Consider the following 21,636-nt stretch of genomic DNA (forward strand, 5'->3'; position numbering starts at 1 on the left):
TCCCTGTCACCGGGCCGTTGTAGCATGCACGACACCTGTCCTGAGCCGAGGAGGCCTGCGTGCCGGAACCGACCGACCCCGCCTTCCCGATCGAGCGCATCCGGGACGTCGGTGACGACATCACCGCCGCCGTCTCCACCGTCGTCGACGGCAAGACCGAGGCCATCCGCACCGCCCTGACGGTGATGCTGGCAGAGGGGCACCTGCTCGTCGAAGACGTCCCCGGCGTCGGCAAGACGGTGCTGGCCAAGGCGCTCGGCGCATCGGTCGGCGGGTCCGTGAACCGCATCCAGTTCACCTCGGACATGCTGCCGTCGGACGTCACCGGCGTGAACATCTTCGACCAGTCCTCCGGCACGTTCCGGTTCTCGCCGGGGCCGGTGTTCGCGAACGTCGTGATCGGCGACGAGATCAACCGCACGAGCCCGAAGACCCAGTCGGCGCTGCTCGAGGCGATGGCCGAGGCGCAGGTGACCGTGGACGGCGTGACGCGCAAGCTGGACAGCCCGTTCATGATCGTCGCGACGCAGAACCCGATCGACATGGAGGGCACGTACCCGCTGCCCGAGGCCCAGCGCGACCGCTTCATGGCCCGCCTGACGATGGGGTACCCGAGCGCCGACGCCGAACGGCAGATGCTGACCAACCGCGGTGGGGGCGACCCGCTGGCGCACCTCCGTCCGATCGTCGACGTGGACACCCTCCGCGACCTCATCCAGTCGGTGCGCACGGTCCACGTCGCCCCCGACGTCGAGGCGTACATCGTCGCGATCGTCCGGGCCACCCGTAGCCACCCCGACATCGTGCTCGGTGCCAGCCCGCGGGCCACGCTGCACCTCGCCTCGGCCGCCCGTGCCCACGCCGCGCTGCTCGGTCGTCCCTTCGTCACGCCGGACGACGTCGCCACGCTGGCGCCGGTCATCCTCGCGCACCGGCTCGTGCCGGTCGCCCGCGGCCTCGGTGGGACGGGCGACGACACCGTCCGCGACATCGTCGTGCGCATCGTGTCCGACACGGCCGTGCCGTTCACGGCGACCCCGGTCCGCTCCTGATGTCCGGGTCCCCGGCGCCGACGTCGCTCGCGCTGCGTGCCGGCGCCCTACGCTCCGGGGCGCTCCGGTACGGGCGGCGCGGCCTCGCGCTGCTGCGCCGTACGCCGTTCCCCCGACCGACCGTGCGCGGCTGGACCGTGATCGCGGTCGGCATCGGGCTGATCGGCGGCGGGCTGGTGGGGACGACGAGCGTCGCGGTGTCCGCGGGGCTGCTGCTCCTCGTGCTCGTGGTGCTCGGCATCGTCATGGCGTTCGTCGTCGCCGCACCGCTGCGCGGCAGCCGGAGCACGGCGCGCGCGATCGTCCAGGTCGGCGAGGTGTACCGCGAACGGATCACCCTCGGCGGGACGAGCCTGCCGATCGGCCCGCGGTCGATGCTCCTCGTGCGCGAACAGCTCGACGACGCCCTCGTCAGCATGTCCACCGCCGAGACCTACGCCACGGTCGGGCCGAACCTCCCGCCGGCGGTGCTCGACGTCGAGGCCCTGGCGATGCACCGTGGGCGCAGTGTGGTCGGCCCGGTGACGATCCGCGTCGAGGACCCGTTCGGCCTGCTCCGCATCGACCGACCGGTGGTCGCCGCGGAAGAGGTCGTCGTCGTCCCGGCATCGACCCCGCTCGCGTCGCTCGACGCGGGTGCGCTCGCCGGAGCCGTCTCCGCCGACGAAGGACGGGTGGGGCAGGGCGGGTCGGCCGATGACAGCGAGCTGCGTCCCTACCGCCCGGGTGACCCGATCCGCCGTGTGCACTGGGCCCAGAGCGCCCGCCGCGGGGAACTCCACGTCCGTCAGACCACGCAGGCGCAGCCGCCGGAGGCCGTCATCGCGCTCGACGTCCGACGCGAGTCGTACCAGCGCCTCGGCCGCGACGACCTGGCGGAGCTCTCGGACCTCGGCGGCGACGCCGCGTTCGAGCACGCGGTCGTCGTCGCCGCGAGCGTCGCACGGGCACTGGCCGCACGGACCGCGCGCGTCGTGCTCGTCAGCGACGGACCGTCCGGCAGCACCCGGCACGCGGGGGACGCCGGCGGACTGACCGACGTGCTCGTGGGGCTCGCCGACGTCCGGGTCCGCTCCGACGCCCGTGAGGTCACCGAGGTCCTCCCGGACGTCCGCGGCCGCGACGTGCACGGCATGACCGCCGTCGTCACCGGCAACTGCACGGCAGAGCAGGCCGCCGAGCTCGTCTCCGCGACGACCGGGTCGAGCCGGGGGATCCTGGCGACCATCGTCCCGCCGGACCCGGTGGTGCGCGGCATCCTCGACCGCGGCGGGTGGCGGACCCTGGTGGTCCCGGTCGCCGGTGCCCACGCGCCCGGGAGCATCCGGTGAGCGGCGTCGCCACCCGTCCGGCTCCGCCCCGGGGCGAGGCGCGGCGCGAACCCGACCGACGGGTCGACCGACCGGACTCGCCGAGCCCGTGGGTCGTCGCACTCGCACCGGTGCCCGTGCTCATCGCCGCGCTCGCCATGCGTCCCCTCGTGCAGGGCGTCGCGTGGTGGGTGTCCGGCGTCCTCGTCGCCGCCGTCCTCGTCGGCACGATGCTCGCGGTCCGTCGTCGGGCGCCCGGGGTGCGGTTCGTGGCACTCGTCGCGGCGCTCGTGGTCTGCTCGTGCGCCGCTGCGGTCGTGAACGACGTCCAGCCACTCGGGTGGCTCGACCGGAACGGCGCGCTCGGCGAGACGCTCGCGGCGATCCGACTGAACCCCGCACCGCTGCCGCAGTCCGACGCGATCCGGCTCATCGTCACGGTCGCGATCGGCTGGGTCGCCGGCGTCTCGCTGTTCCTCGCGGCCGTCGCCCCGACCGCCGCACTCGCCGCCGTCCCCGCGCTCGTGATCCTCATCGTGCCGGGCGTCGTGACCGGAGCCCCCGCGGCACCCGGGCTCGTGATCGCCACCGGCATCGCCTTCCTCGTCCTGCTCTGGCTCTCGGTGCGGCCGGTCCAACGGGCGTTCCCCGCCGCCGTCGTCGGGGCGATCGGACTCGTCGTCGCCGTGGGACTGCCCGCGATCGTGCCGCTCAACGCCAGCTGGTTGTCCGGCGTCACCGGGGCGATCCAGTCGCCCGTGCAGCCCGGACGCCCCGGCACGCTGCTCAACCTCGGGCAGGACCTCCGGCAGCCGAACGAGCTCGAGGTGTTCCGCTACCGCTCGTCCGACGGTCGGCCGGAGTACCTGAAGCTCGCGAACCTCGACGAGTTCGGCACCGGCGACTGGGTGCCGACCACCACCGACGCCGCGAAGTCCGAGACCGCCGACCAGCAGCAGTGGGCGGTCGGCATCAACCCGCGGCTCTCCAGCCGCGGCGACGTCACGATCCGGGTCACCGGGCTGTCGAGCAACTACCTGCCCGTCCCCGCCGGCGCGGTCTCGATCGAGTCCCGCTCGACGAACCTCGACCTGTCGCAGTGGCGCTGGATGGGGGAGTCGAGCACGGTGCGCTCCACCGGCCCGGCCACCCCGCGCGGTGCCACCTACGAGGTGTACGGCGCCTCGACGTGGGCCGGCGAGTACCTCGACGCGATCGCCAGCTCCGGCCTGCTCGGACGTGCCGACGGCCGGGGGTTCGCCACCCCCTCGGCGAACCAGCTCCGCACCGACCGCGAGCTCCCCGACAAGCTGCCGGTCAGCATCTCGCGGACGGCGCAGCGCGTCGCGGGGAGCGCGGCCACCGACTACGAGAAGGGCCGCGCGCTCGAGCAGTGGTTCCGCAGCGACCTGTTCACGTACTCCGAGACCGCGCCGGTCGAACAGGGCTACGACGGCGACAGCATGGACGTCGTCGCGAAGTTCCTGCAGGTCCGCGAGGGCTACTGCGTCCATTTCTCCTCGGCGATGGCGGTGATGGCCCGCACGCTCGGCATCCCGTCGCGCATCGCGGTCGGCTACCGGGCGGGCTCCACGCAGGCCGACGGCGAGTACACGGTGTCGAACCGGCAGCTGCACTCGTGGCCGGAGCTCTACATCAAGGGCGCCGGCTGGGTCGCGTTCGAGCCGACGCCCGACTCCGACGCCGCCGCGACGCCCTCGACCGAGGCCACCTCCACCCCCTCGGCCGCCGCCCCGGAGACGCCGCTGCCCGCCCCGGGCGAATCCGCTCCCGCCACGTCCGAGACGCCGACGCCGAGCGCGTCCGCCGCACCGGGTGCCGCCGGGTCGACCGGTGGTGGGGGCAACGGACCCCTCGGGCTCGCGGTGGGACTGGTGATCGCCGTGGCGCTCCTGGTGTCCCCGGCGCTCGTCCGGGCACTCCGCCGTCGGACACGGCTCGGCGCGGTGCGATCGGGCAGGTCGCCAGCGGTGAACGCCTGGCGTGAGGCGCTCGACGACGTCGCCGACCACGGCTACGCGCCTGGCCTCGCGCCGCCGGGTGACGCGGCCGCCGCAGCGCGGACGGCACGTGCGGTGCTCGGGCGGCTCCGGCCGTCGGTGCCGGCGACGGTGCTGCCGCACCTCGAGACGATCGTCGACGCGGTCGACCGGGAGCGGTTCGCCGCGGGCGGTGCGGCATCGGTGGACGCTGCGGCGTTGCTCGCGGCGGTCCAGGAGGTGCGGGTCGCCCTGGACGCCTCGGCCTCCGGTGCGCGGGTGCTCCGGTCGCGCCTGGTGCCGCCGAGCCTGCTGCCGTCGTCCGCGTGGTCGCACGAAGGGCGGCGCGCACGCCGCAGCGCGGCGTAGCGCCGCGCGCCGCGCGCTCGTAGTGTGCGAGGTTCCGCGCGTGGTGCGGGGCCCGCAGGGTCCCACCGCGCGCGGAACCTCGCACACTGCGTCACCCGCCGCGGCGCGTCAGCGCCGGCGGATGACCGCCTCGACGAGGGCCGCGACGACCTCGCCCGGGTTCACCCCGGGCAGCGCCGCCGCGTCGAACACGATCCCCACGTTCGCCCCGATGAGCACCCGGGAGAAGTCCTCGAGCGACATCCCCGCATCGATCTCCGGGTGCGCCCCGAACCACAGCTCCACGAGCTCGAACACGCCGTCCTGCAGCTCCCGCCGCTGCCGCACGAACTCGGGCAGGAACTCGGGATGGCGCGTGGCGTACCCCCGGAACTCCGACAGCAGGGCGAACTGGCCGCTCTGGTCGTGCCGCCCGAACGCTGCCCGGACGACGTCGCCGATGTCCACCGCGGCGATGTCGGCGCGGACGAGTTCCCGCAGCGACCCGAGCACCAGGTTCGTCGCGCGCTGCATGACCTGCGCGACGAGGTCTTCCTTCGACGAGAAGTTCGAGTAGACGGCGCCCTTGCTGAACCCGGCGCGTGCGGCGACCTCGTCGAGCCGAGCTTCGTGCACGCCCTGCTCGGCGAAGACCTGGGCCCCGGCGGTGAGGAGTCGTTCCCGCACCTCGGCCCGCGGGGTCCGGGGCGTGGGCGAGCCGGTGACGGAGGGGCTGGGGTCGGAGGCGTCGTCGCTCATGGTTCCTGATTCGACGGGCCCGCCGTGATCCGTCGGGTCCGGCTTCGTCGGGCTGGCGTGGTGGTGGGTCACGACCATTGTGCTGGAGGCAGGGTGCGTCGGGAGACCTGCCGCGCCGCGCGTCTGATCCCGCGCGGCATCAGCGAAGCCCCCAACCACAGGTCCGTACGGAACCGGCGCGTTCGGGTCGCGTCGGTGCGCCAGCGGACCATGGATGCCGGGTCGATACCCGGCGGTACTGATTGTACGACCGAGCACCGACAGATGACAGCCCCTTCGCGGATTCAGCCGTCCGACGCGTCCGCGGGCCCCGACTCGTTCTCGTGGTGCACGCTCCCCGCGCCGGACCGTCGCCCCGGCCGTCGCAGCAACCGGATCGCGTCCGGTCGGAGCTTCCGGCCGCGCTGGAGCAGGGATCCGAGCGTGGACTTCGGCTGCCACTCACGACCGTTCGGCAGCCCCCAGCCGCGCCGGACCGCGCCCCACCGCAGCCCGAGGGAGAGCACGATCGCGGCGACGATGCCGATCGAGGGCGACCCGAGGTGCGACGCGACGACCATCACGGCGGACGCGGCGACGGCGACCGTGGCGTAGAGCGCGTTGCCGCCGAACACCGCCGGGACCCGGCGGAGCAGCAGGTCCCGCATCGCACCACCGCCGACCGCCGTGATCGTGCCCATGATGATCGCGGCCGGCCAGTCGAGCCCGGCGTCGAACGTCCGCTGCACCCCGACCACCGACCAGAAGCCGATGACCGCGGCGTCGAGCACGGTGAACAACCGGTCCCAGGTCAGCTCGGAGAACGACACGAAGAAGGCGATGAGCGCACCGGCGATCGCGACCGGCACGTACAGCGGGTCGACGAGCGCGACGGGCGGCCCGTTCTGCAACAGGGTGTCGCGGAGCATGCCGCCGCCGAGGCCGGACACGAACCCGACGACGAGGAACCCGAAGAGATCGAAGTCCATCGTCCGTGCGAGCGATCCGCCGAGCAGCGCCGACGCGAACACCCCGGCCAGGTCGAGCACGTTCGTGACCGACGCCAGGCCATCGACGGACAGCAGGTTCATGAGAACCATCAAACATCACCGGCGGGAGGTGGCGGGTCGCGCGCTGGTTAGGTTAGCCTCACCTTTGCCATGCTCGCCACCCTCGTCATCGGCCTCCGTGAAGGCCTCGAAGCGACGCTCATCGTCGGCATCATCGCCGCGTTCCTCCGTCGCAACCGCGTCCCCCTCGCCCCCATGTGGTTCGGCGTCGGGGTCGCCGTGGTGCTCAGCATCGCCGTGGGCTTCGGGCTGCAGGTCGTCGAGCAGGCGCTCCCGCAGGCCCAGCAGGAGGGCATGGAGGCGGTCATCGGCATCGTCGCCGTCGTGTTCGTGACGGGCATGATCGTCTGGATGCGCACCCACGCGCGGACGCTCACGACCGAGCTCGAGGCGAGCGCGAGCGAGGCCCTCGGCCGCGGCACCGCCTGGGCACTCGCCGGCATGGCCTTCCTCGCCGTCCTCAAGGAGGGCTTCGAGACCGCGGTCTTCCTGCTCGCCACGTTCCAGGCGTCGTCGGACACCGGGCTCGCGGCGCTCGGTGCGGTCATCGGCATCGCGGGCGCCGTGGTCGTCGGGTACGGCATCTACACCGGCGGCGTCCGGCTGAACCTGTCGAAGTTCTTCACCGGCACGGGGATCTTCCTCGTGTTCGTCGCCGGCGGCCTCGTGCTGACCGTGCTCCGCCGCGCGCACGAGGCCGGCTGGATCGTGATCGGGCAGCAGCGCACGGTCGACCTCAGCTGGCTCGCGCCGAACGGATCCGTGCAGGGTGCCCTCGTCACCGGCGTCCTCGGCATCCCGCCGGACCCCCGGGTCATCGAGGTGCTCGGCTGGGTGCTCTACGTCGTCCCCGTCCTCGCGATCTCCCTCTGGCCGCGTGCCTGGCGTCCGTCCCGCGGACGGGTCCCCGCCGTGCGACTCGGCATCGCCGGTGTCCTCGCCGTCGCCGCTGCGACCCTGGCGATCGCGGTCCCGACCGGAGGCGTCGACCTCCCGCCCACGACCGCCGTGACCGGCGGCGGCTCCGTCACCGCGTCCGTCGACGGGACGACCGCGAGCATGCGCACCAGCGGCACGGGCCAGGAGGCGCGGTTCGCCTTCCCGGCGTCGACCCACCGGAGCGTCACCCGCGCGGGCGTGACCGCCGACCGCTGGCGGCGGACCGAGGACGGGTCGGCCGCGCAGCGGCCGTCGAGCCTGACGCTCGACGACCTCGTCGACCTGTTCGGTCGCGTCCCCGTCGGCATCTCACCGAGCACGAACCCCGGGCCGTTCTCGGCGCGCTGGGCCGTCCGCGACACCGTCAGCCTCTGGACCGTCCGGGGTGGCGTCCTGGACGCGAGCCGCACGGAACGCACCGTGCTCACGCTGAGCGGTGGGGGCCTCCCGTCCGCTCGCACCACGACCCTGGACCGCACCGTCTGGTCCGTGCCGGACGCCCGCGTCCAGCAGGCCGCCACCGCGGTGGCGGCCGCGGACACCCGCTCCGCCGAGCTGCTGCTCTGGAAGGCCTGGCTGCCGATCGCCCTGGGCGTCGCCGCCGCTGCCCAGGCGTTGCTCGCCCTCCGCGACCGCCGTCGGCGGCCGGAGCCCACGACCACCACCCCCGAAACCGACCCGTCACGCGGCCCACCCGCGGACGACCCCACGAGGAGCCCTGAGTATGCCGTTCGGTAGGACTGCCCGCCCCCTGACCATCCTCGGCGCCCTCGGCGTCGTCACCGCCCTCGCCCTGACCGGCTGCGCGAACTCGTCCACGTCGGCGGGTGACACCGCGAGCAGCTCCGGCAAGGTCTCCCGCGTCTCGGTCACACTGACGAACGACGGCTCCGACAAGTGCGCCGTGTCGACCACGAAGGTCCCCGCCGGTCCGGTCACGTTCACGGTGAAGAACGAGTCGTCGACCGCGATCACCGAGGTCGAGCTGCTGCAGGACCAGCGCATCCTCGGCGAGAAGGAGAACCTCGCGCCCGGGCTGGCCGCTGTCACGTTCACCGCCACGCTCACCGGCGGCAAGTACCAGGTGTACTGCCCCGGCGCCGACCAGGAGCTCACCGACTTCACCGTCACCGGCAAGGTGACCTCGACGGCGAACAGTAGCGCCGCGACCCTCCTCGACGAGGGCGCGAAGGGCTACGCCGAGTACGTTGACGGCCAGGTCACCGACATGGTCGCCGCGGTCGAGCAGCTGCAGAAGGACGTCGACGCGGGTGACCTCGCCGCCGCGAAGACCGACTACGCGAACGCCCGCCCGTTCTACGAGCACGTCGAGAGCGACGTCGACGGCTTCGTGAAGAAGGGCTTCAAGGCCACCGACAACGCCGGCAACCTCGACTACCTCATCGACATGCGCGCCTCGAACCTCGACCCGGCCGTCGGCTGGAGCGGGTTCCACGCGGTCGAGAAGGACCTGTTCGAGGCGGGGGCGATCACCGCGTCGACCGAGCAGACCGCCGCGGACCTGACCGAGAACGTGCAGCTGCTCGCGAAGCTCGTGCCGACCCTCGACTACAAGCCCGAGGACCTCGCCAACGGTGCCGCGGGCCTGCTCGAGGAGGTCCAGTCGAACAAGATCACCGGCGAGGAGGAGGCGTACAGCCACATCGACCTCGTCGACCTCGCCGCGAACGTGGAGGGCGCCCGCCAGGCCTTCGCGTACCTCAAGCCGGGCCTGACGAAGCTCGACCCGACGCTGACGAAGCAGATCGCGACGCAGTTCGACCGCACGAACACGCTCATGGACGGCTACCGCAACGCCGACGACCTCGGCGGCTTCGACACGTGGGACGCCGCGACCAAGGCCTCGGACGCGAACACGATCTCGCAGCAGGTCCAGGCGCTGCAGGACCCGCTGTCCCGCCTCGCCGAGAAGGTCGCCACCGCGTGACGACCCCGCACGACGAGCCGGCCCGCGACGGGACGGGCCCCGCGCCCCTCTCCCGCCGCGGGCTCCTCGGCGCCGGCGTGACCGCCGGTGTCGCTGCGGCCGGAGCCGGCCTCGGCGCCGCCGCCGGGGTCGCCGGTGCCACGGCCGCGACCGGGGTGAACCCGTTCACCGCGGCGACGAACGGCGACGAGTCGATCGACCTCTCGCGGAGCCACCCGTTCTACGCGACGGCCGCGCGGCAGCCGCAGGGCGGGGTGCAGACCGCTCCGCAGCGCTACTGCGTGTTCATGACGTTCGACATGTCCTCGACGGTCCGGACCGACCTGCAGGTGCTCCTCGCCCGCTGGTCGGCGTCGATCGCGCAGCTGCAGGCCGGGAAGACCGTCGGCAGCGTCGAACCCGCCCACGGCGACGGCGTCGGTGCGGACACGGGGGAGGCGCTCGACCTCGGTCCCGCGTCCCTGACGGTCACCGTCGGCCTCGGCCCGGGGCTCTTCGACGAACGCTTCGGTCTCGCGTCGAAGAAGCCGGCGCACCTCGCCGCGATCCCGACGCTGCCGAGCGACAACCTCGACCGTGCCCTCACCGGGGGAGACCTGTCCCTGCAAGCGTGTGCGGACGACCCGCAGGTGGCGTACCACGCGGTCCGCGACCTCGCCCGGATGGCCCGCGGCACCGCGACCGTGCGGTGGACGGTGCTCGGCTTCGGTCGCGCCTCGGCCGGGCCCGACCAGTCCACGCCCCGCAACCTCATGGGGTTCAAGGACGGCACCCGGAACATCACCACCGACGAGGACTACGACCGCTTCGTCTGGGTCGACGAACCGGGGTCCGGGGCCGGCTGGATGCGCGGCGGCACGTACCAGGTGGTGCGGAAGATCCGGATGAACATCGAGATCTGGGACGCGGACGTCGTCAGCGACCAGCAGCGGGTGTTCGGTCGCACGAAGATCGAGGGCGCACCGCTCTCCGGCGGCTCGGAGCACACCACGCCCGACTTCCACGCGACGGCGTCGGACGGCACGACGAAGATCGACCCGACGTCGCACATCGCGCTCGCGGCCCACGAGGCGAACGGTGGTGTGAAGATCCTGCGGCGCCCGTACAACTACACCGACGGGCTCAACCAGTACGGTCAGCTCGACGCGGGGCTGCTCTTCGCGGCGTACATGAACGACCCGGAGCACTTCACGACGCTCCAGCGGAAGCTCGGCGCCTCCGACCGGCTCAACGAGTACGTCTCGCACATCGGGAGCGGCGTGTTCGCCGTCCCGCCGGCGCCGCGCAAGGGCTCGTACATCGGCGAGCAGCTCTTCCGCTGAGGAAGTGAGATGGGTGCCCTCCGTCGTTTCCCTGGAGACGGAGAGCACCCGCGTCGCGGAGTCCCCCGGGCGGAACCACCGTCCGGGATGAGAGGCGACCCAGCGCGACGCGTCGCGATGCGACAGGGCTGAGCGTACCCCGCCGATCGCCGGTACAGCAGGGAAGTACCGTGATGGGACAAGCGTCGCGGCCCACCCGCGGACGGGCGCCGACGCTGCGGACCGGCACCGCGCCTCCTGGACCCACGAGAACGGGCCGTCCCACCTGGGTGGGACGGCCCGTTTCTCCTGCCTGGAGGCGCGGCGTCAGTCCGTCAGGTCCGTCGCCTCGCGCTCGGCGCGCTTCCGACGCGCGAGCACCAGCGCCACGAGGCCCGCGAGGAGCAGGAGGCCGGCTGCGACGGCCGGGGCCGCGATGTCGGCACCGGTGTACGCGAGCGCTCCGCCGGCGTTCGCCGGGACCGTGCCGTCGACGACGCCGTCACCGTCGGTGTCGACACCGACCGCACCGTCGTCACCGTCACCGCCGCCGGCGCCGGGGGTGCCAGGCGTGCCGGGGTCGGTCGGGTCCGTGGGGTCAGCGGGGTCGGTCGGGTCCACGGCCGCGGCGACGGGGATCGTCACCGCGAGCGTGATCGTCTGCCCGTTCGGCAGCGTGACGACCAGGGGCTCGTCGGTCGTGGCGGCCGGGGCCACGGCTGCCGCGAGGGTCGTCGTACCGGCTGCCCGGCCGAGTGCGGTCGCGGGGTCCGTGGACGCGCCGGGGACGAGGAACGACAGCGTCGCCTGACCCTGCTCGTCCGTCGTGTCGACGATCGTCGTGTCGATCGTCGCGCGGTCGAGTTCCTTCCCACCGGCGCTGACCGTGACCGCGCCGCCCTGGTCGGGTTCGTTGCTGAACGTCAGCGAGGAGAGCTCGATGGTGACCCGGTCACCGGGCTGGAAGCCGCCGTCCGGGGTCGCCGTCGTGCGGATGCCGGTGGAGCGCTGGTCGTGGGCGACCGTCACCGTGGGGTCCGCGCGGAAGTACTCGACCTGCGCCTCGAGGTCGACCTTCCCGCTGTCCTGCTTCGCCGCCGCCTGCTTGAACGCCGCGAAGTTGTCGCCGCCGCCCGCGAGGAACGAGTTGACGGTGACCTTGTAGATCGTGTCCGCGTCGATCGCCGTTCCGTCGAGGGTCATCGTGGTGATGCGCGAGCCGGCCGGGGCACCCGGGTCGTAGGTGTACCCGAAGCCGTCCGAGGCGCCGAGCTTGAGGAACGGCCGGCTCGAGCCGGAGGGCTGCCACTGCTGTTCGAGCGCCTGCCGGATCTGCGCGCCGGTCAGGTCGAGGACGACGAGCGTGTTGGCGAAGGGCTGGACGACCGCGGCCTCCTTGTAGGTGACCGTGCCCGACGCGATGTCGGCCCGGAGCCCGCCGGGGTTCATGAACGCGATCTGCGAGCCCTGGCGGGTCGTCGCGGCGCGCTGCACCTCGGCGACGAAGTTCCCCAGCGTGGACTCGCCGCCGCGGTTCTCGGAACCGTTGCGCTGCTTCGCACGGCCCAGGTCGCGGTCGACCGTGCCGAGCTCGACCGCACCGAGGACCTCAGCCTCGGCAACCGCGTCGTCGACGGTGGCCTGCACGTCGGCGTCGGGCGTGAATGTCCCGTCGACGAGCCGGATGTTCTCCGCGACGGTCGACGTGACGGTGCCGTCCGCCGCGACGGTGAGCTGCACGTGTCCGAGGTTGAAGCCGTACGAGCCGGTCTGGATCACCGGGCGGGTGGCCGGACCGTCGCCGACCTTCGCCTGGTGCACGTACGTCTGGTGGGTGTGCGCGGAGAGGATCGCCGAGACACGGGGGTCCACGTCGCGGACGGCACGGGCGAAGTCGGAGTCGCCGTCGAGGTCCGTCGCAGCAGCGGACTCGGCACCGTCGTGCACGAGCAGGACGAGGACGTCGGCCTCGCCGTTGCCCTCGACGCCGTCGGTGAGGTCCGCTGCGACCTTGTTCACCTCGGTCGTGATGTCGCCCATCTCGAGGCCCTCGATGCCGGCCGGGCTCACAAGGCCCTGTCCGACGAGGTCGACCGTGGCGCCGATGAACCCGACGCGCTTGCCGCTGATCTCCTCGATCGCGTACGGGTCGAACGCGGGCTCACCCGTCGCGGTGTCGAGGATGTTCGCCGAGACGTAGTCCCACTGCGCGTTCCGGTCGCCCTGGGGTCCGATGACGCGGTCGCGCAGGTCGTCCTGGCCCTTGTCGAGCTCGTGGTTCCCGATGGCACTGACGGAGAGGTCCATCTGGTTCAGGACGTCGATCGTCGGCTGGTCGTCCTGGATGAAGGACTCGAACGTCGATCCGCCGATGTTGTCGCCGGAGCTGACGAACGCGGACGTCGTCAGGTCCGGCCCGCGGAGCTGCTCGAGCGCACCCGCCAGGGTCGCGGCACCGGCGGCGTCGCCGTCGCGCGGGGTCGGCTTGCCGTCGGTCTGCGAGATCGACTGTGCGATGCGGCCGTGGAAGTCGTTGACGTCGTAGAGGTCGATCGTGGTGTCCCCGTCGGCGGCGATCGCAGCGGACGGGACGGACAGGGCGACGAGCACGCCGGCGGTGGCGAGTGCTGCGCCGCCGACGAGGCGCCGTCGTCGGCGCGGGGAGGTGTGAGCGTTCATCGCCCAAGAACCTATGAAGTCGTACAGCCGACGCGCCAGGGTGTGCCGCAACACGTCACGAGTTGTTCACACACGCAACACGGGCACGCACGCCTCACTCGACGGCGATGAGGGGCCGCAGCGTGCGGTGGGCGATCCGGAGCCCTTCGAGGACCTTCTCGTCGGTCCCGCCCCACAGCGGGTCCTCGTGCTCGACGCTCAGGGTGCCGTCGAAGCCGGCCTCGTACAGCCGGTCGACCACGTGCGGCCAGTCCACGACCCCGCGACCGGGGACCCGGAAGCGCCACCAGCCCATGTCCCACGGGTCGTCGCCCTTGTCGACCTTGCCGAAGAACCCGTACTCGTCGCGCTTGCGCGGGAAGAGCTCGACGTCCTTCGCCTGCGCGTGCACGATGTGCTCGGCGAACGGCAGGATCGTCTCGACGGGGTCGATGCCGATCCAGGTCAGGTGCGAGGGGTCCCAGTTCAAGCCGAAGCCGAGCCCGGTGACCCAGTCCCAGAGCTCGGGGGAGTAGGCGAGGTTGCCCGGGTACCCGTCCGGGTGCCAGCCCTCCATCACGCAGTTCTCGATGATCAGGCGCACGCCGCGTTCGCCGGCGTGGTCGACGAGCTCCGGCAGCACCTGGTCACCCAGGCGCATGTTCTCGCGCACCGACCTGCTGTTGTCGCGGCCGATGAACGTGCCGACGTACGGCACCCCGAGCACCTGGGCGGCGTCGATCGCGTGGAACAGGTGCTCCTTGACCTCGGCCCGGCGGTCGAGGTCCTGGTGCAGGTTGTTCTCGTAGTAGGCGAAGGCCGAGATCTCGAGCCCGGTGCGGTCCAGCAGCTCCCGCGTGGCCTGGGCGTCGTCGTCCGTGAAGGTGGCCACGGGCAGGTGCGCGGCCTCGAAGTCACGCCCGCCGGTGCCGGGCCAGACGCCGACCTCGAGGCGCTCGTACCCCTGCTGCTGGGCGAACGCGGCGATGCGGTCGAGCGACCACCCGGGCAGGCAGGCCGTCAGCATCCCGAGCTTCACCGGATCTCTCCCCACGTGCCGTCGGCTGCGCTGCCGACCACGGCGTCGATGATGTGGGCCGACCGGGCGCCGTCCGCGAACGTCGGCAGACCTTCGGGCCACCCGTCCTGGTCGGGTCCGCTCCGGACCGCGTCGTAGGTGTCGGCGACGAACGCGGCGAACGCGTCGAGGTAGCCCTGCGGGTGCCCCGACGGCACCACGGCCAGGCGCCGCTGGTCCGGCACGCCGAGCGACGGGTCGCGGACGACGATCTGCGCGCCGCGTTCGTTCCCGAACCACGCCGACTCGGGCTGCTCCTGGTCGAAGGCGGCGGACCCGCGGGTGCCGTCGACCTCGAACCACAGCCGGTTCTTCCGCCCGGAGGCCACCTGCGAGATGACCACGTTGCCGATGCGACCGGTGCCGGTCCGGAAGGTCGCGACCGCGGTGTCCTCGGTGGTGACCTCGGCGCGCTGCGAGGCGTCGGCCACCGGGTCGGGGTCGGGGGAGCCGGAGAACGACGGGCCGGACGCCGCCGGACGCGTCGGGTAGACGATGTCGGTCGCGGCCGAGACCGAGGCGAAGCGCTCGCCCGTGACGAACTCGACCAGGTCGCACCAGTGCGAGCCGATGTCGGCGAACGCCCGCGAGAGGCCGCCGGAGCCCGCGTCGACCCGCCACGACGAGGCGTCCTCGTCGAGCATCCAGTCCTGCAGGTAGTGGCCGTGGACGGCGAGCACGCGCCCCAGGTCGCCGTCGGCGATGCGTCCGCGGATCTCCCGGATGATCGGGTGGTACCGGTACACGAACGGCACGGTGGCCACGACGCCGGCCAGCCGTGCGGCCTCGACCAGCTCGTCGGCCTCGGTGGCGTCGATGGCGAGCGGCTTCTCGCACACGACGTTGATCCCGGCGCGGATGACCGCGAGGGCCTGCGGGTGGTGCTGGTCGTTCGGCGTGCAGACGTGCACGACGTCGGGAGCGTCCGCGATCACTTCGTCGAGCGAGGCGTACCCGCGGGGGAGGTCGAGCTGGGCGGCGACCTGCTCGGAACGGGACGGACTCCGGCCGAGCACCCCGAGGACCTCGGCCCCGGCCGCGCGGGCGGCCCGCGCGTGCACACCGGCGATCATGCCGGTCCCGACCACGGCGACGCGCAGGCGTCGCCCTCCGTACCCACTGCTCATGGTGCTCCCTCGCGCCGGACTGGACCCCACCGTACCGACGTCTCCCGGCCACACGCCGGAACGCATGAGTACGTTCTGGGGCATGTCGAGCCTCCAGACCTCCCTGCTCATCCTCGGTGCCAGCGGCGACCTGTCCAAGCGGCTCCTGCTGCCGGGCCTGGCCACCCTCCTCGAGGTGAAGGACGACTGGGACGTCCAGCTCGTCGGAGCCGGCGTGGAGGACATCTCGGACGCCGACTGGAAGGCGCAGGTCCGCGAGTCCTTCGAGAACGCGCAGGCGTCGAAGAACGAGGAGGACGAGGGGGCTGCCGACGGCGGTGAGCGCCTCAGCAAGCGGCTCCTGGGTGTCATCGACGCCTCGAGCTACCGCAAGGCCGACGTCACCGACGCCGACGACCTCCGGACCCTGCTCGGCGACTGCCGGTACGACCCCGCGATCTACTTCGCCCTGCCGCCCGCCGTCACCGAGAAGAGCTGCGAGGTGCTCAAGGACCTGGACCTGCCGTCCGGGACGCGCCTGGCGCTGGAGAAGCCGTTCGGCACCGACGCCGAGAGTGCCGAGCACCTCAACGACGTGCTGCACTCGTTCCTCCCCGAGGAGCGCATCCACCGGGTCGACCACTTCCTCGGCCGGTCCACCGTGCTGAACCTGCTCGGCCTCCGCTTCGCGAACCGCATCATCGAGCCGCTGCTGTCGTCCGCGCACGTCGCCCGCGTCGACATCGTCTACGACGAGACGCTCGGACTCGAGGGGCGTGCGCGCTACTACGACAAGGCGGGTGCGCTCGTCGACATGATCCAGAGCCACCTGCTCCAGGTGATGGCCGTGGTCGCGATGGAGGCGCCGGCGTCGATCGACGCGGACGACCTGCGCACCCAGAAGGAGCTCGTGCTCCGTGCCGTCCGGCCGTGGGGTGGCGACGTCGTCGCGGCGGGCAAGCGCGCCCGGTACACCGCGGGCACGATCGGCGACCGCTCGCTGCCGTCGTACGCCGACGAGGACGGCGTGGACCCGTCCCTCGGGACCGAGACGCTCGCGCAGCTCACCCTCGAGATCGCGAACTGGCGCTGGGCCGGGGTGCCCTTCACGCTGCGGTCCGGCAAGGCCCTCGCCGAACAGCGCCGCGAGATCGTGATCACCTTCAAGGACTCGCCGCACGTGCCGGTCGGCCTGCACGGTGCGGAACTGCCCGACCGGCTCCGGATCTGGATCGCACCGGACGAGATGCAGCTCGAGCTCAACGTCAACGGCGCCGGCGACCCGTACACGATCGACCACACGAGCCTCGACGTGACGTTCAACCCCGGACGCCTCAGTGCCTACGGCGAGGTGCTCGCCGGGGTGCTCGAGGGCGACGCCACCCTGTCCGTCCGCGGGGACAGCGCCGTGCAGGGCTGGAAGGTCGTCGAGCCGTTCCTGCAGGCCTGGCGCAGCGGGAAGGCCCCGCTCGACGAGTACCCGGCAGGCTCCGAGGGACCCGGTTCCTGGGACAACATCGACTGCTGACGGACCGCGCGGCGTAGGTTCCGACGCGTGACCACGATCGACGACGTCCTGCAGACCGTTCCCGAACCCGCCGGAGCCGACGTGCGCGTCGATCCCGTCCGCTACGACCACGAGGGCACCCCGCTGCTCGGCGTGCTGGCGAAGGACGCGGCGATCGCCGGTCGTCGCCCGGCCGTGCTCGTCGTCCACGACTGGCACGGCGTCAACGGGCACGTCGAGGCGCGCGTCACGATGCTCGCCCGCCTCGGGTACGTGGCCTTCGGCGCCGACGTCTACGGCGAGGGCGTCCGGCCGGGCGACGACACCGCCGCCCAGGTCGCCGGGTCGTTCTACCAGGACCTCCCGCTCATGCGGGCCCGCGTCCGCGCCGGCCTCGACCGCCTGCTCGGGGACCCCGACGTCGACCCCGCCCGGGTCGTCGTGATGGGCTACTGCTTCGGCGGATCCGCCGCGCTCGAACTCGCGCGCACCGGGGCCGACCTCGTCGGCGCGGTCTCGTTCCACGGCGGGCTGCTCACGCACGACCCCTCCGACGCGGCCGCGATCCGCGCGAAGCTGCTGGTGCTCACCGGCGCATCGGACCCGGTCGTCCCCGACGAGAGCGTCGTCGCGTGGGAGGACGAGATGCGGGCCGCGCCCGAGGTCGACTGGCAGCTCGTGAGCTACGCCGGTGCGATGCACGCCTTCGCAGTGCCCGGGACGGACGCACCGGACCACGGTGCGCAGTACCAGGCGCGTGCGGACCGTCGGTCGTGGCGGGCACTCGAGGTGTTCCTCGCCGAGGTCTTCGACGAGGAGCTCGCCGCGCTCTGAGGGCCGACACGCCGATGGCGGGCTCGGGGCGGCCTCGATTGGCGTTCGGGGCCGCAGCTGTTGTAGAGTCTTCCACGGCCGCAAGGCCACGCGCTCGTAGCTCAATGGATAGAGCATCTGACTACGGATCAGAAGGTTGGGGGTTCGAGTCCCTTCGAGCGCACTGCACCACCGAACCGATCGAAGGCCCCGTCGCACCGCGACGGGGCCTTCGTCGTTCCTGGCCTGGCCTGGCGTGGCCCGGGCCGGAGCCGCGTCAGCGCAGGCGCGCCGCCTGCTGCCGGTCCTTCTCGTGCTCCCGCACCACCGCGCTCACCGCGAGCCACAGGAGCAGCGACACGAACCACCAGAAGCTCACCACGGCAGCAGCGCCGGCGAGCGACGCCGCGAGCGGCACGAGCTCGACCGAGTCCGGTCCCTTGCCGAAGATGACGATCGCCGAGACCCAGAGCCCGATCGCCGCCAGCAGGGAGACGATCCACACGACCAAGAGACCGTCGCGCCACCCGTTGTCCACGGGACCACCGTACCGGAGCGTCTGCACAGGAACGCCGCGGACGCCGAGCAGCCCGGTCAGGACAGGTTGATCGCCACGATCAGCGCGACGAACCCGAGCGTCACCGTCCCGACGATGAGCACCGTCCCGGCACCCCAGGTCGTCCGGAGCCGCCGCCCGGGCTTCGCGACCTCCCGCACCCGCACGACCGGGCCGTCATCGGCGGAGACAGCTGCCTCGGAGCGCTCGTCCCGCCACCGCGCCCAGCGCTCGACCCGGTCGTCGAGGGCGTCGACCGCCGCCGCGAGGGCCTCCCACCGCTCGGGCCGGTCCGTGATCAGGTCACGGGCGCTGATCAGGTACATCCAGTCGTCCACGATCTCGACGTCGAGCCCCCGCAGGTGGTCGACGAGCCGCGCCATCACGTCCGGCGTGAACAGGTACAGCGCGTCGCGTTCGTACCCGGCGGGGCAGTACAGACGGAAGTACCGGTCGAAGTCGCCCTCCAACGACAGCACCTGCGAGCCACGAACGACCGACGAGGTGTGCAGCGGGCGTCGAGGGCCCTCCTCGGACCGCAGCAGGATGTTCGGCAACGCCACCGGCAGACGCATCGCGCAGTACCCGCCGAACGCCGGCGAGGTGTTCGTCATTGTCGACCGGACGAGCTCGTGGTTCGCGAACTCCAGGCCTCGGGGCTCGGGGGTCCGGAGCACCCGGTAGCAGTTCAGCGCGCCGCGTCGACGGAGCGGCGCGTCACGACGGGTGCCGGTCGGCCCCGGGCTGTACGTCATGCCGTTGGCTGCCGCGAACCGGGCGAGGCGGTGGTGCACCCGCTTCCGCGGGCGTCGGCGCCGCACCCGGATCCACGCCCAGGTGCAGAGGACCCCGGCCAGGCCGAGGAAGGCGCCGATCACGCTCTGCACGAGGACGGCGGTCGCCACGTCCTCGCCGCCCTCGGCGACGGTGGCGGTGATGACGAGGGTGAACGCGAGCAGGCCGATCGGCAGGCAGAGTGCTCCGGCGCCGAGCACGATCCGTCGGACGAGTCCGACCAGGTCGCGCGCCTCGGGGTGTTCGGCGACGAGGGCCTTCCAGGTCCGTCGCGCGTCGCGGCGTCGGACCGGCTCGGTGAGGGCGGTGGTGTCGATCGGTGTGCGCAGTGCCTGCACGGTTCCCCCCGGTTCGTGACCTCACGACCCTACCGGGTGGGCAGACTGACGGGAGGCGCGGTGCCAGCTGGCACCGCGCCTCCCGTCCGTGACCCGGTCGCGTCGACTACGCGACCTGCGCGCGCACCTCGGTCAGCGTCGGGTAGTCGGTGTAGCCCTCGGCGCCGTTGCCGTAGAACAGCTCCGGGCGCGGCTCGTTCAGCTCGGTGTCCTGCTCCCAGCGGTACGCGAGGTCCGGGTTCGCGATCGCCGCACGACCGACGCCCACGGCGTCCGCGTGGCCCTGCGTGACGAGGGCGATGGCCTCGTCACGGGTGGTCAGCGCGCTGAAGCCGGAGTTGGCGATGAACGGGGCACCCGCGGTCCGGCGGATGTGCTGCACGAGGTCGCCGGTCGGCTCGGCGTGCAGGATGTCGACGAAGGCGAGGCCCAGCGGCGCGAGGCCCTCGGCGACGGCGGTGTAGACCGCGTGGACGTCCGCCGGGTCGCTCTCGAGGACACCCTGGATGCCGTGCTCGGGGGAGAGACGGATGCCGGTGCGGTCGGCGCCGATGGCCTCGGCGACGGCCGTGGTGACCTCGATCGCGAAGCGGGCGCGGTTCTCGGGCGACCCGCCGTACTCGTCGGTGCGCGTGTTCGACGCTGCCGACATGAACTCGTGCACGAGGTAGCCGTTCGCGCCGTGCACCTCGACGCCGTCGAGTCCGGCGGCGATCGCGTTGCGGGCGGCGCGGACGAAGCCCTGGACGGCCTCTCGCACCTCGTCGGTGGTCAGCGCGTGGGGGACGGGCATGTCCGCCTTCGAGCCGTCGGGGAGGTGTGTCTGCCCGGGAGCAGCGATCGCGGACGGGGCGACGATGCGCGGCGTGCCGGAGATGGCGGTGTGGGACACCCGGCCACCGTGCATGAGCTGCATCACGATGCGACCGCCCTCGGCGTGCACGGCGTCGGCGACGCGGCGCCACCCGGCGATCTGCTCGTCGGTCTCGATGCCGGGCTGCCCGGGGTAGGAGCGGCCTTCCTGCACGGGCCAGGTGCCCTCGGTGACGATGAGCCCGAGGCCGGCGCGCTGGGCGTAGTGCTCGACGAGCAGGTCGTTCGGGATGCCGTGCTCACCGGCGCGCGTGCGGGTGAGGGGCGCCATCACGATGCGGTTCGACAGGGGGAGTGCGCCGAAGTCGGCGGGTTCGAAGAGCTTCACGTCCGGGTGGAACGACGTGTTGCCGGGTGCAATTCCCGGTCGGGGCGGATCGTCAGGCTCGGGGGCACACGAGCGTCGAGGAGCGCACCTGCCCCTCGGGGCGGATCACCTGGTGCTGGGAGAGGGGCTGGCCGCAGATCGGGCAGCCGCGGTCGATCGTGCGGTCGTCGATGCCCTCGGGGTGGCCGGCGCCGATCTGCGACGGGCCCATCTTGGCGATGAGCGTGCTGTTCCACCGTTCGTACCACTGTCCGAAGCGACCCACGGTCCGTCCTTTCGTTCGTACACGAACCATTGTGCCACGAACGGCTTCGCAGCACACGGCCGATCACACGGTGTCGACGCGTTCGAGCAGTTCGGTGAGCTCGTCCTTCAGTGCTTCGAGGCGTTCCAGTGGCCAGCCGAGGCGGTCGGCGACGGCGAGCGGGACCGCCCGGGCCTGTTCGCGCAGGGAGCGCCCGGCGACGGTGAGGGAGACCTCGAGCTGGCGTTCGTCCGTGGTGCTCCGGGTGCGGCGGACGTAGCCGGAGGCCTCGAGACGCTTGAGCAGCGGGCTGAGGGTGGCCGAGTCGAGCCGGAGTTCGCGGGCGATCTCGCGGACGGAGCGAGGGTCCTGCTCCCAGAGGGCCAGCATGACCAGGTACTGCGGGTGCGTCAGGCCCATGGGCTCGAGCAGGTCGCGGTAGAGCCCGATGACGCTCCGGCTCGTCGCCGCGAGCGCGAAGCAGAGCTGTCGGTCGAGGGCGAGCGGGTCGACGTCGGTCTCGGTCATCCGCCCACCCTACCGTTCGTGTACGAACGAGCGGGCGGGGTCTGCGCGCGCGGTGCTCGGTCGAGTGGTTGCGGGCGCGGGATTGCGACAACCCGCGAGTCGATCG

General features: G+C 72.5%; 18 protein-coding genes and 1 tRNA gene. 9 read left to right on the top strand and 10 right to left on the bottom strand.

Annotation, left to right across the window (positions count from 1 at the left end; translation table 11 throughout):
* Positions 1-59: 59 nt before the first annotated feature.
* From BJK06_RS12405 to BJK06_RS12415, 3 genes are read left to right on the top strand one after another with little or no spacing between them, the layout of a single operon-like run.
* Positions 60-1,052, top strand: a complete 993-nt coding sequence (locus BJK06_RS12405) for a MoxR family ATPase (RefSeq protein ID WP_083295231.1) — start codon at positions 60-62, stop codon at positions 1,050-1,052.
* The gene (locus BJK06_RS12410; RefSeq protein WP_070418150.1) at positions 1,052-2,383 is read left to right on the top strand and encodes a DUF58 domain-containing protein; all 1,332 of its coding nucleotides are present in this window, start codon (positions 1,052-1,054) and stop codon (positions 2,381-2,383) included. The genes BJK06_RS12405 and BJK06_RS12410 overlap by 1 nt, the downstream gene beginning before the upstream one ends.
* Positions 2,380-4,731 carry a DUF3488 and transglutaminase-like domain-containing protein gene (locus BJK06_RS12415; RefSeq protein WP_070418151.1) on the top strand — a complete coding sequence of 784 codons (2,352 nt, stop codon included), beginning with the start codon at positions 2,380-2,382 and terminating at the stop codon, positions 4,729-4,731. Before BJK06_RS12410 ends, BJK06_RS12415 begins: the two co-directional genes overlap by 4 nt.
* Positions 4,732-4,839: 108 nt before the next feature.
* Here the strand turns inward: BJK06_RS12415 and BJK06_RS18855 are convergent, their stop codons facing one another.
* On the bottom strand, positions 4,840-5,469 hold the full coding sequence (locus BJK06_RS18855) for a TetR/AcrR family transcriptional regulator (protein WP_070418152.1): 630 nt from the start codon (positions 5,467-5,469) through the stop codon (positions 4,840-4,842).
* Positions 5,470-5,753: 284 nt separating this feature from the next.
* Entirely contained in the window at positions 5,754-6,539 is a 786-nt protein-coding gene (locus BJK06_RS12425; protein WP_070418153.1) for a trimeric intracellular cation channel family protein, read from the bottom strand.
* Positions 6,540-6,608: 69 nt separating this feature from the next.
* Here BJK06_RS12425 and efeU point away from each other — a divergent pair, with 69 nt between their 5' ends.
* Genes efeU through efeB form a run of 3 tightly spaced genes read left to right on the top strand, consistent with a single transcriptional unit; the run spans position 6,609 to position 10,727 of the window.
* Positions 6,609-8,195: an iron uptake transporter permease EfeU gene (gene efeU, locus BJK06_RS12430; protein WP_070418154.1), complete on the top strand. Its 1,587-nt coding sequence runs from the start codon at positions 6,609-6,611 to the stop codon at positions 8,193-8,195.
* The gene (gene efeO, locus BJK06_RS12435; protein ID WP_070418155.1) at positions 8,182-9,405 is read left to right on the top strand and encodes an iron uptake system protein EfeO; all 1,224 of its coding nucleotides are present in this window, start codon (positions 8,182-8,184) and stop codon (positions 9,403-9,405) included. The genes efeU and efeO overlap by 14 nt, the downstream gene beginning before the upstream one ends.
* On the top strand, positions 9,402-10,727 hold the full coding sequence (gene efeB, locus BJK06_RS12440; protein ID WP_070418156.1) for an iron uptake transporter deferrochelatase/peroxidase subunit: 1,326 nt from the start codon (positions 9,402-9,404) through the stop codon (positions 10,725-10,727). Before efeO ends, efeB begins: the two co-directional genes overlap by 4 nt.
* A 306-nt stretch (positions 10,728-11,033) precedes the next feature.
* On the opposite strand, the gene BJK06_RS12445 is transcribed toward efeB, so the two are convergent.
* The 3 genes from BJK06_RS12445 to BJK06_RS12455 all read right to left on the bottom strand — a co-directional run bounded on the left by BJK06_RS12445 (position 11,034) and on the right by BJK06_RS12455 (position 15,569).
* Positions 11,034-13,385 (bottom strand): bifunctional UDP-sugar hydrolase/5'-nucleotidase, encoded by a 2,352-nt coding sequence (locus BJK06_RS12445; RefSeq protein WP_070418157.1) that lies wholly within the window; start codon positions 13,383-13,385, stop codon positions 11,034-11,036.
* Positions 13,386-13,479: 94 nt separating this feature from the next.
* Positions 13,480-14,403: a sugar phosphate isomerase/epimerase gene (locus BJK06_RS12450; RefSeq protein ID WP_070418158.1), complete on the bottom strand. Its 924-nt coding sequence runs from the start codon at positions 14,401-14,403 to the stop codon at positions 13,480-13,482.
* Positions 14,400-15,569: a Gfo/Idh/MocA family protein gene (locus BJK06_RS12455; RefSeq protein ID WP_070418159.1), complete on the bottom strand. Its 1,170-nt coding sequence runs from the start codon at positions 15,567-15,569 to the stop codon at positions 14,400-14,402. The genes BJK06_RS12450 and BJK06_RS12455 overlap by 4 nt, the downstream gene beginning before the upstream one ends.
* A gap of 82 nt (positions 15,570-15,651) precedes the next feature.
* On the opposite strand from BJK06_RS12455, the gene BJK06_RS12460 reads away from it, so the two are divergent.
* From BJK06_RS12460 to BJK06_RS12470, 3 genes are all read left to right on the top strand, one after another.
* The gene (locus BJK06_RS12460) at positions 15,652-17,076 is read left to right on the top strand and encodes a glucose-6-phosphate dehydrogenase (protein WP_083295233.1); all 1,425 of its coding nucleotides are present in this window, start codon (positions 15,652-15,654) and stop codon (positions 17,074-17,076) included.
* A gap of 27 nt (positions 17,077-17,103) precedes the next feature.
* On the top strand, positions 17,104-17,889 hold the full coding sequence (locus tag BJK06_RS12465; RefSeq protein ID WP_070418161.1) for a dienelactone hydrolase family protein: 786 nt from the start codon (positions 17,104-17,106) through the stop codon (positions 17,887-17,889).
* A 90-nt stretch (positions 17,890-17,979) separates the two neighbouring features.
* A tRNA-Arg gene (locus BJK06_RS12470) sits at positions 17,980-18,052 on the top strand.
* A 93-nt stretch (positions 18,053-18,145) separates the two neighbouring features.
* Here BJK06_RS12470 and BJK06_RS12475 read toward each other — a convergent pair.
* The 5 genes from BJK06_RS12475 to BJK06_RS12495 form a co-directional block, all read right to left on the bottom strand.
* A complete protein-coding gene (locus BJK06_RS12475) occupies positions 18,146-18,406 on the bottom strand; it encodes a hypothetical protein (RefSeq protein WP_070418162.1) in 261 nt (86 codons plus the stop codon).
* Between the two features lie 56 nt (positions 18,407-18,462).
* The gene (locus tag BJK06_RS12480; RefSeq protein ID WP_070418163.1) at positions 18,463-19,557 is read right to left on the bottom strand and encodes a hypothetical protein; all 1,095 of its coding nucleotides are present in this window, start codon (positions 19,555-19,557) and stop codon (positions 18,463-18,465) included.
* A 106-nt stretch (positions 19,558-19,663) separates the two neighbouring features.
* Entirely contained in the window at positions 19,664-20,758 is a 1,095-nt protein-coding gene (locus BJK06_RS12485) for an alkene reductase (protein ID WP_070418164.1), read from the bottom strand.
* 52 nt (positions 20,759-20,810) lie between these two features.
* Complete coding sequence (locus tag BJK06_RS12490) at positions 20,811-21,023, bottom strand: hypothetical protein (protein WP_175473687.1); 213 nt, start codon at positions 21,021-21,023, stop codon at positions 20,811-20,813.
* Positions 21,024-21,086: 63 nt separating this feature from the next.
* Positions 21,087-21,530 (bottom strand): MarR family winged helix-turn-helix transcriptional regulator, encoded by a 444-nt coding sequence (locus BJK06_RS12495; protein ID WP_070418166.1) that lies wholly within the window; start codon positions 21,528-21,530, stop codon positions 21,087-21,089.
* Positions 21,531-21,636 lie beyond the last annotated feature (106 nt).

It is taken from the genome of Curtobacterium sp. BH-2-1-1, assembly GCF_001806325.1.
Taxonomy (GTDB): domain Bacteria; phylum Actinomycetota; class Actinomycetes; order Actinomycetales; family Microbacteriaceae; genus Curtobacterium.

What these genes read in the sequence shown, in the direction of transcription:
- BJK06_RS12460 (WP_083295233.1), top strand. Translation starts at nt 15,652, where the DNA reads ATGTCGAGCCTCCAGACCTCCCTGCTCATCCTCGGTGCCAGCGGCGAC.
- BJK06_RS12425 (WP_070418153.1), bottom strand. Translation starts at nt 6,539, where the DNA reads ATGAACCTGCTGTCCGTCGATGGCCTGGCGTCGGTCACGAACGTGCTC.
- BJK06_RS12455 (WP_070418159.1), bottom strand. Translation starts at nt 15,569, where the DNA reads ATGAGCAGTGGGTACGGAGGGCGACGCCTGCGCGTCGCCGTGGTCGGG.
- efeU (WP_070418154.1), top strand. Translation starts at nt 6,609, where the DNA reads ATGCTCGCCACCCTCGTCATCGGCCTCCGTGAAGGCCTCGAAGCGACG.
- BJK06_RS18855 (WP_070418152.1), bottom strand. Translation starts at nt 5,469, where the DNA reads ATGAGCGACGACGCCTCCGACCCCAGCCCCTCCGTCACCGGCTCGCCC.
- BJK06_RS12495 (WP_070418166.1), bottom strand. Translation starts at nt 21,530, where the DNA reads ATGACCGAGACCGACGTCGACCCGCTCGCCCTCGACCGACAGCTCTGC.
- BJK06_RS12445 (WP_070418157.1), bottom strand. Translation starts at nt 13,385, where the DNA reads ATGAACGCTCACACCTCCCCGCGCCGACGACGGCGCCTCGTCGGCGGC.
- efeO (WP_070418155.1), top strand. Translation starts at nt 8,182, where the DNA reads ATGCCGTTCGGTAGGACTGCCCGCCCCCTGACCATCCTCGGCGCCCTC.
- BJK06_RS12410 (WP_070418150.1), top strand. Translation starts at nt 1,052, where the DNA reads ATGTCCGGGTCCCCGGCGCCGACGTCGCTCGCGCTGCGTGCCGGCGCC.